Origin of the sequence: Pseudarthrobacter enclensis (assembly GCF_030811655.1) — a bacterium.
Taxonomy (GTDB): domain Bacteria; phylum Actinomycetota; class Actinomycetes; order Actinomycetales; family Micrococcaceae; genus Arthrobacter; species Arthrobacter enclensis_A.
The window spans coordinates 236,143-247,768 of sequence record NZ_JAUSRE010000003.1 but is presented as its reverse complement, the minus strand read 5'-3'; the positions used below and the strand labels follow the sequence as shown (position 1 = coordinate 247,768).

Here is an 11,626-nt window from a genome sequence, read left to right as displayed (position 1 = left end):
TATTCACGCAAACGTGGATTGCGGGGTCTGGGGCCCCGCAATCCACGTTCCGCGAACGGTCTTCTATCCCATCGGGTTGGTGGACTCGCAGGTCTGGTCGCTGCCGGTCTGCGCCACCACGCCGCCGGAGGAATCCGCGGGCGACGGCGGAGCGGCGGGTTTGGTGCCCGTGGCAAAGTCCGTGCCGGCGTACAGTTGCACGCCCTGGATGTTCGCCACCTTCTGGACACTGCTGGCCGGCAGGCCGAACAGCGAGGCCACATCCGCGGCGACATCTTCGAACCCGGCGGAGTAGTAGACCATGGTCTGGCCCTGCGTCTGGGCCGGCAGCTTGGTCAGCTTGGTGAATCCAGCCTCGGAGAGCATCCCGGCGATCGCGTTGCTGCTGCCCGATATGCCTGTGCCGTTGGCAATGGAAACTGGCTGCAGGGCCTTGTCATAGGCAGGCGCCGCGGGTGTTGCGGGCGTGCTGGCGGGGGCCTCCGGCGCGGGCTGGCTCAGGTCCGGGCTGTTGCGCAGCGCCTTGAAGAAGTTGGACGCCGCCGGTTCATCCAAGGCAAGCCGGTTGGGGTCCTGCGGTGCCGGCACCGTGGGTACGGTGATGAAGTTGACGCTGGCGGGATCGATGTTCTTCAGCCGGTTGGAGATGGTCAGCAGCGAGGGAACCGAGGACAGTCCCGGATCCACCGTCAGGTTCTTGGTGACGACATCGGCGATGGTCAGGACCTTCTCCGGGTTGCCCAGCGTGCCCTCGGACTTCAGTTTGCGGGTGAGTGAGGCGAGGAAGCCCTGTTGGGCCTTGATCCGGCCCAGGTCCCCGCCGTTGGTGAAGGCGTGCCGGGTGCGCAGGAAGGCCAGGGCCTGTTCCCCCTGCACCTGCGAGGTGCCGGCGGGCAGGTGCAGCCCGGAATCGGGATCGTCCACCGCGGAGCTGACGCACACGTCCACGCCTCCCACGGCGTTGGACAGCTCCTTGACGGCGTTGAAGTCCGCCATCATGAAGTGGTCCACTTCCAGCCCTGTGAGCTTGTTAACGGTGTCCACGGCGCAGCCGATCCCGGCCTGCTTCATGGCGCTGTTGATCATGGCATCCTGCTGTTCCGGGTACTTCTGTCCGGTTTTGGAGTCCGTGCACGCAGGGACGTCCACCAGCAGGTCGCGTGGAAAGCTGACCACGTTGACGTGCTTGTTGTCAGCTGAGATGTCCAGCAGCATCATCACGTCCGACTGCCCGTACCCGGAGGAGTCATCGGGCGAACCGTACTGGCTGTTGTTGCCGCTGCGGGTGTCCGAGCCCAGGACCAGGATCTGCAGACGGTCCGTGCTGTCATTGACGGCCCCTTCGGTCCGCTGTCCGCCTGCCGAGAGCTGGGAGGTGCTGATGTTGGACTGCAGCCGCCACACCCAGTAGCCGCCGAACGCCAGCACGCCCAGGAGCAGCACGGACACCACCCCGGTGATGACCTTGACCCACCGCGGGGCACGGCGGGAAGGCCGGAGGTGGCGCGAACTGGCGGCGTACAGCTGGCCTTGGCCCGGGTAGGCTAAGGGGCTGGAGCCTTCCTGTTCCGGGCTTGGGGATTTTCTGGAACCGAACACGACAAGATGACCTTCGGGAGGGGACAGGTTTCCGATACCCTACATGCCGAAGCTGGCAATTTCCCTAGAACTGGTGGCGCGGCGCGTGTGCCTGCGCCCTATGCCCCGGCGGAGGCGTACTGTGTTTTCTCGGCGGTACCCGCCCCCGGTGACGGACCCGACCATGCGGGAAGCCCGGGTGTGCAGGCTGAGGAACGGACGGATGAACACAGGACACAAGCAGCGCGCGGGCGGACGTCCTGCCCGGCGCGGGCTGGGCAAGCTGGCGGTGTGGCTGGAAGATGATTCGCCCGGACGCCTCCGGCCGCTGATCCTCGCCGTGGTCCTCACGCTCTCGGCGATCGGACTCGTTGAGGTGGCCTCGGCGTCGTCAGTGGAATCCGTGGCGGCCGGAAACAATCCGTACGATCTTCCCCTGAAGCAGGCCATGTGGACCGTGGCCGGCGTGGTGATCATGCTGGTGCTGGCACGGATGCCGGTCCCCCGCATCCGGAAACTGGGCTGGCCGCTGCTGATCGCCTCCCTGGTTGCCCTGGTGCTGGTGTTCACGCCCCTGGGCATGTCAGTGAACGGAAACCGGAACTGGTTGAGCGTGGGTGGGTTCACCGCGCAGCCGTCCGAGTTCGCCAAACTCTCGCTGATTGTCTGGGCTGCCGCAATCCTGGACCGCAAGCAGGCGCTGCTGGGCCAGTGGAAGCACGCCGTCATTCCGCTGGGGCCCGCCGGCGGGCTGATCATGTTCATCGTGGCGCTGGGGCATGACCTGGGCACCACCATGATCATCATGATGATTCTTGCCGCCACCATGTTCTACGGCGGAGTGCGCATGAAGGTGTTCTCTGTTGCGGGCCTGATCTGCGCGGTAGCGGCCCTGGCGCTCGCGGCCACCAGTGGAAACAGAATGGGGCGCATCTCATCCTGGCTGGGCATGGGGTCCGACGAGGACGCGCAGGGCATGGGCTACCAGGCGCAGCACGGTGCGTATGCGCTCGCCTCCGGCGGTTGGTTCGGCGTGGGCCTGGGACAAAGCCGGCAGAAGTGGAACTGGATCCCCGAAGCCCACAACGACTTCATCTTCTCCATCCTCGGGGAGGAGCTTGGCCTGGCCGGCACACTGCTGGTGCTGGGCCTGTTCGCCACCCTGGCCGTTGCGGTGTTCAAGACCATCGCCCGGACCACTGACACATTCTCCCGGATTGTCGCCTGCAGTGTGATCACCTGGATCCTTGGACAGGCGGTGGTCAACATCGCCATGGTGAGCGGGCTGCTTCCGGTCATCGGCGTGCCACTGCCGTTCATCTCTTACGGCGGCTCGGCCATGGTGTCCTCGCTCGCCGGAATTGGGGTGATCCTGGCGGTCACCCGCCCTGAAGGCGATGTTCCGCACCCTCCCCGTTCCCGTGCCTTCCGCCGGCGCCGCAACCTGCCGGGCCCGGCCGTCCCCAGCTCCGCCCCGAAGCAGGCCCGGGAGCATGCGCACTAGCGGCAGCGCCGGCGGGACGATTCCCGGGGCGCCCCTGACCGCCATACGCTTCATCCTGGTTTTCGGGATTGTCAGTGCGCTCATGGACATGGTGTACGAGGGCGCCCGGAGCGTCACCGGACCCTACCTTGGTGCCCTGGGGGCGTCTGCGCTGCTGATCAGCGTGGTCACCGGTGCCGGCGAAGCGGTTGCACTGGTTCTCCGGCTGGTGTTCGGGCGGCTGGCCGACCGTCCCGGGCTGCGCTGGGCGCTGGCCATCAGCGGCTATGCGCTGACCGCCATTTCCGTCCCCTTGCTGGGAATTTCCGACGCGCTGTGGATTGCCTGCCTCCTGGTCCTCGCCGAGCGGCTGGGCAAGGCGGTGCGAAGCCCGGCGAAGGACACCATGCTCGCGGAGGCCGGTTCGGCGCTGGGTCAGGGAAAGGCGTTCGCCCTGCATGAGGCGCTAGACCAGGTGGGCGCCTTGGTGGGGCCGCTGCTCGTGGGGGTTGCCTTGGCGCTCTCGGGCAGCTATGGGCCCGGATTCCTGCTGCTGGCCGTTCCCGGGATTGCAGCCATGCTCATTCTGTTCTGGCTTCGCCGCAGGGTCCCTGATCCTGCTGTGTATGAGGCCGCCACCGTGCAGCCCGCCGCCGTATCCCCGGGCCCGCAGCCGGCAACGCCCGGCGTCGATCCTGCCCAGGCCGTGCCCGGGGACGTTCCTCCCATGCCGCGCCAGTACTGGGTCTACGCCGCGTTCAGCAGCCTGACCATGTTCGGCTACGCAACGTTCGGGCTGCTCTCGTTCCATTTGGTGGCCGCCGGGCTCCTCCCGCCGGCGCTTGTCCCGGTCCTCTACGCCGGTGCCATGGGCGTCGACGCGGTGGCAGCACTGGTATCCGGTTGGCTTTTCGACCGCATCGGGCTGAAGGTCCTGCTGGCGCTGCCGGTGCTGGCCGCAGCTGTCCCGTGGCTGGGCTTCAGCAACAACACCGCGGCTGCCGTCGTGGGGGTGCTGGTGTGGGGAGCGGCCATGGGGGTGCAGGAAAGCACCATGCGGGCCGGTGTGGCGGGCCTGGCCCCCGCGGTCCGGCGGGGGAGTGCCTATGGCATGTTCACGGCCTGCTACGGGCTCGCCTGGCTGGCCGGAAGCTTCGTCATCGGCCTGCTCTACGAGCGCTCAATTCCTGCCCTGGCCATCACCATCACGCTCATCCAGGCAGCCGCACTGGGCGTCTTCGCCGTACTCCGTCCGCACGCTCCGTCCAGCGAAACTGCCTAGGCAACAGCCGCCGCGGTCTCCGGGCACTCGGCGCAGTGGACGTGGGCAACCAGGGAACCGGCGTCGTCCTTTTGGAAGTGGGTGACGTGATTGGTGGTCCTGCCGCAGGTGGGGCAGAAACTCTGGCTTTGTTTAGTCCACATGCATGAATAATACGGAACGCCATGGCAAAGGAAAGGTCACGGTGGCCAAGTATGTGGATCCCCGCATTCTTCCTTTACCGGATCTTGACCGAACCTGCTGGCGATCCTTCAGGCAACACTGAGTTTCGCCGCGTAGCTTGGGCTCATCGGCAGGACGGAAGGAGCGCAGGACAATGACCATTACCGACTACTTCATGGCTCTCGGCGGCATGCTGGCTTCACTTGGGTGTGCAGGGCTGGTGGCGGCCGGCCTTATCCGCGCACGGGCACGCCACTAAGGCATCACGCCGCCGCAGCGGGCGTCTGAGGGGTCCCGCGCCTGTATCAGGCAATTGCCGGGGGCTCGAACCGGGTTCCGGGCGCGCCGCTGGGCATCGCCTTGAGGATACTGTCCGCCACACTGCGGACCTTGAGGTTGCGGTTCCTGGAGGTACCTGCGAGCTTGCCGAATGCCTCCGAATAGGAGCAGCGGTTCTGCGCCATGAGCACTCCGCAGGCAACGTCAATGCTGGTCCTGCTTTCCAGTACCTGTTTGAGGTTGTCCCCGGCACGGATAACGCCATGTACGTCAAGGGCCAGTTTCAGGCTTTGTGAGGCGACTCCGGCGAACCAGGATGCCTCATGGACCACCCTGGCGTTGAAGCCGAAGTTTGGCGGGCCCAGGAATATGACGGCGCCGGCGGAGCCCGCCTGGAGTTCCAGGGGAACGGCGAGTGCTGAGCCGAAGCCTCTTTCCAACAGCCGCCTGCGGTACGCCTGCCAGCGTGAACCGCCCACATTGACCACTGCGGGCGCAGCCAGTGCCGAGCCGAGTGCCGCCGGTCCGTCCGCGTGCTCATCTTCGGCCGCGGCAACGCTTGCCGCCTCCGGAGTGCTTCCGGCGATGGAAGGACAGCATCGCTGCCGGTGCAGCACCGCGGCGCACTCGACGGGCGCACCGGCCGTGGTACTGATCCAGCGGGCGGCGCCGTCGGCGAGCTTTTGCAGCGATCCCCCCTCCCCGTCGGCCCCTGTCACCAGGTCCAGCAGGAATCCCTGCCGCTCGGGCCCCTTGTTGTTTGCCGGGCCAACCGCCACCCTGCACCCCCGTCCGGTCATACCCCGTCAGCCACCTGCCGCGGGTTTCCTAGAAACTTATTGGCGACCGGGTGGTGGCGGCACGAGTAGCAGGTACTCTACTTTTCCCCGGGCCCTGCGTGAGTACCTGTGCGGCCTTTTCAACGTGGTGGAGGTGGGATCCGTCCAAGTGGGCTACCATTGGTTTGTTAGACAGCCAAGCAAGTAGGATATCGAAGGAATTCGCATGAACCCGCACGGTGCAAGCGAAGGCCACAGCTACCCACCTGTGGAGGGCGGACAGCCCGGACCCGTTGACATCATCAACGCCCTCCGGGAGTTCCGGACCTCAGAAAGCGCCATGCGCCGGCGCACGCGCTCCTCCGTTGCGATGGGGGAGACCGACCTCCTGGCGCTGCGCTACCTCATTGACGCAGATGCTGCCGGCGCAGGAATCCGTCCCACGGAGCTCGCGGGCCGCCTCGGCGTGACGTCAGCGTCAATGACCAGTTTGGTGGACAGGCTGGTTGCCGGCGGCCATGTCACTCGTGAGCCCCACCCTTCGGACCGTCGGGCCGTCATCCTCCGTCCTACTCCCGGTGCGGAGGAGGAGGTCCGGCACAACCTCAACCAGATGCACCAGCGAATGCTGGAGGCAGCCGAGTCGCTGACCCCGGACGAGGTTCAAGCGGTGATGAACTTCCTGATGCGCATGCGGGAAGCGGTGGAGGCTGTCAATGCCGCGTCCGCTGCCGTCCGCAGGTAGACAAGGGCGTAATCCTAGTTAGACTAGCTACATTGTTAGTTAACTATCGGATGGCGGCTCGCATGACTGCAGTACTTGAACCCCAGGCACCGGGAGAGTCGCTCCCCGTCCCGGGACATGATGAAGTTCCGCGCCATGCATCAGCGCCCATGGTGCTCGAGGACCCGGCTGCTCCCTTCCACTGCGGCGCGGCGATGACGGCCGCCCCGGTTGCCATAGCCGAACTGGGATGGGCGCCGCTGGAGCTGGGCGCAGCCGAATGGACCTGCCCGTGCGGCCACAGGGTGGACGGGGGGACAGGCGGTGAGCCCCTCGAAGCCGTCCGCCTGGCCTCGGCCCGGCTGGAGAGCCTTCAATGGGAGCTTGACGCAGCGCAGGAACGGTTCGAGAACGCTGTCCGGAGCGCCTCCCGCGCAGGCGTGGGGCAGGAGGCTCTGGGCAGGGCGGCCGGCCTCAGCGCACTGGAGCTCCGGGAATTCCTGGCCGGCGGCCCGCTGGCCTAAATGTGGTTGCAGCCCCGGGCCGGGAGGGCTGGGGCTGCATAGTCCGCGTGTCCCCGAAGTGCAGCCATCCGTCTGTTCAGATGCAGCTGCACTCCGGGTCGTCTGGAGTGGATAAGGAAAGAGTGGACGGCCGGTTCTGGCCCGAAAGGTGGGCGCCGCGAGCGGCCGGGACTGCTAGGCGGCCAGGCGGCCTGCGGAGGGACGTGGATGTCGGCGCCCGGCCAGCACGCTGATGGTGCAGGGCACCTGCGCCGGATCGATTTTGGCGGGCAGGTGCCTTGTTTCCGAGGCGGTGCGGAGCATGTCCAGCGCCTCCTGGTCCACCAGGGCGCTGGAGACATCCAGTTCCAGGTCCAGTCCTCCCTTGAGGGATTTGGCACGCTTAGCCACGACATAGAGGGCGTTGACGCTGTGGATGGTGATATGCCCCTTTGCAATCACCTGGGCCTTGCTGTGGTCCAGATCAACCCGGACCACGATGTTTAGCTTTGAGTTCAAGTTGTAAAGCCTTCCCCGGCATTGGCTGCGACGCTGCAGCTTCTTGCATGGCCTGTTTGCTTAAGCCTCCATTAGATTAGGCAACCAATGTGATGCGCGCAACACAGTGACGTTTATTACATCGAGTGCAGTTTCCTCTCAGTTGGTCGGCCGTGGGTAGGTTGGAACCACGCTCCGGCCTCTTTCGCCGCCCAGCTTGCAGGGGCGTGCACCCGCAAGCAGTGAAAGAATCGGACCTGGTGATTGACTAGTCATCGAACCCCCGCCCGAGCAGCGCGGGCACGCCCCCGCAGTACCGCCACCGAAGGACACCCAATGAGCAAAGAACAGCTGATCATTATCGGCTCCGGCCCGTCCGGCTACACCGCCGCCATCTACGCCGCCCGCGCCGGCCTGAACCCCTTGGTCCTGGCGGGGTCCGTCACTGCCGGCGGCGCGTTGATGAACACCACCGAGGTGGAGAACTTCCCCGGTTTCCCTGCCGGAGTCCAGGGCCCGGAACTGATGGACGGCCTGCAGCAGCAGGCTGAGAAGTTCGGCGCACGGATCGAGTACGACGACGCCACGTCCGTTGACCTCAAGGGTCCCGTGAAGCGCGTGGTCACCGGGGGAGGGGAGACCTACGAGGCCCCGGCCGTCATCCTGGCCACCGGGTCCGCGTACAAGGAACTGGGGCTGCCGGAGGAGAAGAAGTTCAGCGGCCACGGTGTCTCCTGGTGCGCCACCTGCGACGGGTTCTTCTTCCGCGACCAGGACATCATCGTGGTGGGCGGCGGCGATTCCGCCATGGAGGAAGCCACCTTCCTGACCCGCTTCGGAAAGTCCGTGACCGTCGTGGTCCGCAAGGGTGAACTGCGCGCCTCCCGCATCATGGCCCAGCGCGCCAAGGACAACCCCAAGATCCGCTTCGCCTGGAACTCCGCCGTCACCGCCATCCACGGCGACGGAAAGGTCACCGGCGTGACCCTCACGGACACCCGCTCCGGCGAAACCCGGCACCAGGACGCCACCGGCATCTTCGTTGCCATCGGCCATCTGCCGCGCACTGACCTGGTTGCCGGCCAGGTGGACCTGGACGAGGAGGGCTACATCAAGGTGGATTCGCCCACCACATGCACCAATTTGCCGGGAGTCTTTGCCTGCGGCGATGCAGTTGACCACCGGTACCGCCAGGCCATTACCGCCGCCGGTACCGGCTGCGCTGCCGCACTGGATGCCGAGCGGTTCCTCGCGGCGCTGGAGGATGCCGCCAGTATCGCCACCGCGCTGGTGGAGGAACCGACGCACAGCTAGGGCTCCTGCCCGGGTACCAACCGCGCCCGGGCAGGACGAAGACTCCCCGGTTCAGACGACCTCGGGGAGTATTCCTGTTAATACGGAAACGGGTGCAGCCGACCACCGCTCACGTTCAGGCTCATATGAGATCACTATGGAGGCCTCGTTCCCGCGTGCTTCGTCGATGGCCAGGAGCAGGGCATCCTCCATGTGCCTTGCGTATTCCAGCCGCTCGGGCAGCGACCCCTGCAGGTCGCCGTCGTCAATCAATACGTGGCCCTTGCCGTCCACGATGACCTTCAGTGAAAACCCCTGGTTCTCATGAAGGGACCCGCGGGTGGAAGATATTTCGGTGACCCGGTCCGCGCGGACCAGCCCGTTGCCCAGCGTGCGGATCCATACTTCACCCATGAATTGACCTCCCCTTGGATTGGGACGCGCTTCAGTGCCCCATAAGGCGAACGCTACTCCTCGCGGGGCCTTTTGTGACCCCCGCTTTTTGCCGACCCCGGGTCTTTCGCCTGCTTCGCGCGGAAGGAATTTGGGCTAGTGTGATGCCGATAGCCGACTGGGGGTGTTTAGCCGACTTTGGAGAAAGATATGTGGTCAAACCTTGATACCTACCTTTTTCCGCTTCGCGCCGGTACCGAGTGCCCGTCCGGCACCTTCGAACTGGATGTGGCCACAGGAAAGATGAAATGGTCCGAGGGGATGTTCCGCATCCACGGACTGCGCCGGGGGGAGGTGGTTCCCACCTTCGACCTGCTGATGGCGCACAAACACCCACAGGACCGCGAGCCGCTCCGTGCCGTGTGGAAGAACCTGCTGCAGTCGGGAGGCCAGGGAGCCCTGCTGCACCGCGTCATCGACGTCCACGGGAGGGAACGGCGCGTGTTTTCTGCTCTGCAGGCAGAGGCTGCAGCCTCCGGCCGGGTGGAGCAGGCGCGCGGGTTCATGGTGGATGTGACCCAGAGCCTCCGCATCGAATCCCAGCAGGCGGCTACTGAAGCAATCGAGGGCGCCTACGCGCACAAGGCCGTGATTGAGCAGGCCAAGGGAATCATCATTGCACTGCAGGGGGTGGAACCGCCGGTTGCGTTCCAGATGCTGGCCGCCCGCAGCCAGCACGCCAACGTCAAACTGCATATTGTGGCCGAGGAACTGGTGAACGCCGCCGTCAACGGCAAAGCCAGGGAACTTCTCGAGGGATACTGACCACCGGCTGACCCTTGCCGGTGGGACCTTCGGCACTTCCGGCCCCGCTGCACACAGGGCGACCCTGTTGCCATGGCGGAGAGGACCTCAATCCACCCGAGCCGCAGCGGCAGCGTTGGCTCCGCCGTGGTGAACGCCCTGCTGCTCTACGGGATCAACATCTGGCCCGGCTGGCAGGTTCTGCCCTTCCTGACGGCGGACATGGCCCGCGTGCTGGACCTCATCAATGCCACCCTGGTTGCAGGCATCATCGTGAACGTGGTCTGCGCGGTGATCCGTTCCAGGGCACTCCTGGCCCTCGGGAACCTGGTGGCTATGGGTATTGGCCTGGCGGCGGTGCTCCGGCTTTGGGAGTTTTTCCCCTTCGACTTCGGCGGGAGCTGGTCCGGCTGGCCGGTGCTGGTGCGGGTTTTCCTGGTGCTTGGAATCGTGGGCTCGATCATCGGTGCTGTGGTGGAGATCATCAACCTGTTCCGCGCGCTGGCCGGGTTCTCGCCCAGGGCACGCTGAGCCTGCCTATGCACGCCGCCCAGCACGGGATTTGTCGGGTGCCTCACACCCCATCCTGCGGCGAAAGGGAGCGGCCATAGGATAAATCCGATGACTTCCCCGAATGATCCCCAGCCCTTCAGCCTGCGCGAAATTGCCGTGGCCGCTTTTGGTCCCACGCTCCTGTTCGGCATCGGGCAGGGTGCCATCCTCCCGGTAGTGGCGTTGTCGGCCCGCGAACTGGGTGCCTCCGTGGCCGTCGCGGCATTGATCGTCACCCTGATCGGGCTGGGGTCCTGGTTCTTCAACCTCCCTGCATCCCTGGTGACCCTCCGTTTCGGTGAGCGCTGGTCCATCGTGGGCGCCGCCGTCGCAGCCGGCCTGGCCCTGGCCGCCGCCGCCATGTCCGCCCTGGCCCCGAACGGGCTGTGGCTGCTCGCCGCGGCGATGACCGTCGTCGGGATGTCCGGGTCGGTGTTTGGCCTGGCCCGGCAGAAGTACCTCACCGAGGCCGTGCCCGTGCCCTTCCGCGCCCGGGCGCTGTCCACCCTGGGCGGCGTGAACCGGATCGGTGTGTTCATCGGCCCGTTCGCAGGGGCCGCTGCGATGCAGTTCCTTGGCATCGCAGGTGCCTACTGGGTGGGGGCGGCGGCAATGGCGGCCGCCGCGCTGCTGTCCCTCACCATCCCGGATCTTACGACGCCGGATGTCCAGCCAGGCGGGGACGCCGGCCCCCAGCCCACGCTGCGGAGCGTCGCCGTCTCGCATGCGGGCGTGTTCCTTTCGCTCGGCATGGGCATCCTGCTGCTCAGCGCGCTGCGGTCCTCCCGCCAGGTGGTGATTCCGCTCTGGTCCGACCACCTGGGCATGGACGCCACCTCCGCGTCCCTTATCTACGGGCTGTCCGGCGCCATCGACATGCTGGTGTTCTATCCCGCCGGAAGACTCATGGACCGCAAGGGGCGGCAGTGGGTGGCGGTTCCGTCCACGCTGATCATGGGCACCGCGCTGCTCCTGATCCCGCTCACCGGCTCCTTTGCGGGGCTGCTGCTGGCGGCGCTGCTGATCGGCTTCGGCAACGGCATCAGCTCCGGGCTGGTGATGACCCTCGGCGCCGACTTCTCCCCGGACCGCGGCCGCGGCCAGTTCCTGGGCCTCTGGCGGTTCATGGCGGACGCGGGCTCCACCGGCGGCCCAGTCCTGCTCTCCGGGGTGACGGCGCTCGCCTCCCTGGGCCCGGGGATCTCAGCCACGGGCATCCTGGGGTTCGCGGCGGCGGCCGTGTTCGCCGTCGTGATTCCCCGCCTGAAGCACCGCCGCAACTACTAAGGGTGTGTT

Annotated in this window: 13 protein-coding genes; 8 read left to right on the top strand and 5 right to left on the bottom strand. The window is 66.2% G+C overall.

The annotated features are described in order from the left end of the window. Nucleotides 1–63 precede the first annotated feature (63 nt). Entirely contained in the window at nucleotides 64–1,599 is a 1,536-nt protein-coding gene (locus tag J2X98_RS04555; RefSeq protein WP_307304709.1) for an LCP family protein, read from the bottom strand. Nucleotides 1,600–1,801: 202 nt separating this feature from the next. Between J2X98_RS04555 and ftsW the strand changes: the two genes are divergently transcribed. Both ftsW and J2X98_RS04545 read left to right on the top strand, forming a co-directional pair. Further along, nucleotides 1,802–3,082, top strand: a complete 1,281-nt coding sequence (gene ftsW / locus J2X98_RS04550; protein WP_307304706.1) for a putative lipid II flippase FtsW — start codon at nucleotides 1,802–1,804, stop codon at nucleotides 3,080–3,082. Further along, complete coding sequence (locus J2X98_RS04545) at nucleotides 3,072–4,343, top strand: MFS transporter (RefSeq protein ID WP_307304703.1); 1,272 nt, start codon at nucleotides 3,072–3,074, stop codon at nucleotides 4,341–4,343. Before ftsW ends, J2X98_RS04545 begins: the two co-directional genes overlap by 11 nt. Here the strand turns inward: J2X98_RS04545 and J2X98_RS04540 are convergent. Continuing rightward, entirely contained in the window at nucleotides 4,340–4,486 is a 147-nt protein-coding gene (locus J2X98_RS04540) for a hypothetical protein (RefSeq protein WP_160147549.1), read from the bottom strand. The two genes, J2X98_RS04545 and J2X98_RS04540, sit on opposite strands and share 4 nt — an antisense overlap. A gap of 324 nt (nucleotides 4,487–4,810) precedes the next feature. After that, a complete protein-coding gene (locus J2X98_RS04535) occupies nucleotides 4,811–5,584 on the bottom strand; it encodes an ANTAR domain-containing protein (RefSeq protein WP_307304698.1) in 774 nt (257 codons plus the stop codon). A gap of 205 nt (nucleotides 5,585–5,789) precedes the next feature. Here J2X98_RS04535 and J2X98_RS04530 point away from each other — a divergent pair, with 205 nt between their 5' ends. After that, on the top strand, nucleotides 5,790–6,308 hold the full coding sequence (locus tag J2X98_RS04530; protein WP_141940441.1) for a MarR family winged helix-turn-helix transcriptional regulator: 519 nt from the start codon (nucleotides 5,790–5,792) through the stop codon (nucleotides 6,306–6,308). Between the two features lie 62 nt (nucleotides 6,309–6,370). Next, nucleotides 6,371–6,811, top strand: a complete 441-nt coding sequence (locus tag J2X98_RS04525) for a hypothetical protein (protein WP_307304694.1) — start codon at nucleotides 6,371–6,373, stop codon at nucleotides 6,809–6,811. A gap of 174 nt (nucleotides 6,812–6,985) precedes the next feature. On the opposite strand, the gene J2X98_RS04520 is transcribed toward J2X98_RS04525, so the two are convergent. Continuing rightward, on the bottom strand, nucleotides 6,986–7,309 hold the full coding sequence (locus tag J2X98_RS04520) for a hypothetical protein (RefSeq protein WP_307304691.1): 324 nt from the start codon (nucleotides 7,307–7,309) through the stop codon (nucleotides 6,986–6,988). Between the two features lie 315 nt (nucleotides 7,310–7,624). Here J2X98_RS04520 and trxB point away from each other — a divergent pair, with 315 nt between their 5' ends. Beyond that, the gene (gene trxB / locus J2X98_RS04515) at nucleotides 7,625–8,602 is read left to right on the top strand and encodes a thioredoxin-disulfide reductase (protein ID WP_141940443.1); all 978 of its coding nucleotides are present in this window, start codon (nucleotides 7,625–7,627) and stop codon (nucleotides 8,600–8,602) included. 51 nt (nucleotides 8,603–8,653) lie between these two features. Here trxB and J2X98_RS04510 read toward each other — a convergent pair whose 3' ends face one another. After that, a complete protein-coding gene (locus J2X98_RS04510) occupies nucleotides 8,654–8,995 on the bottom strand; it encodes a hypothetical protein (RefSeq protein WP_307304686.1) in 342 nt (113 codons plus the stop codon). Nucleotides 8,996–9,184: 189 nt separating this feature from the next. Between J2X98_RS04510 and J2X98_RS04505 the strand changes: the two genes are divergently transcribed. The 3 genes from J2X98_RS04505 to J2X98_RS04495 all read left to right on the top strand — a co-directional run bounded on the left by J2X98_RS04505 (nucleotide 9,185) and on the right by J2X98_RS04495 (nucleotide 11,617). Further along, nucleotides 9,185–9,799, top strand: a complete 615-nt coding sequence (locus tag J2X98_RS04505) for a PAS and ANTAR domain-containing protein (protein ID WP_307304684.1) — start codon at nucleotides 9,185–9,187, stop codon at nucleotides 9,797–9,799. Nucleotides 9,800–9,871: 72 nt separating this feature from the next. Next, complete coding sequence (locus tag J2X98_RS04500) at nucleotides 9,872–10,309, top strand: hypothetical protein (RefSeq protein ID WP_307304683.1); 438 nt, start codon at nucleotides 9,872–9,874, stop codon at nucleotides 10,307–10,309. Nucleotides 10,310–10,399: 90 nt separating this feature from the next. Further along, nucleotides 10,400–11,617: an MFS transporter gene (locus J2X98_RS04495; RefSeq protein WP_307304680.1), complete on the top strand. Its 1,218-nt coding sequence runs from the start codon at nucleotides 10,400–10,402 to the stop codon at nucleotides 11,615–11,617. Nucleotides 11,618–11,626: the final 9 nt, after the last annotated feature.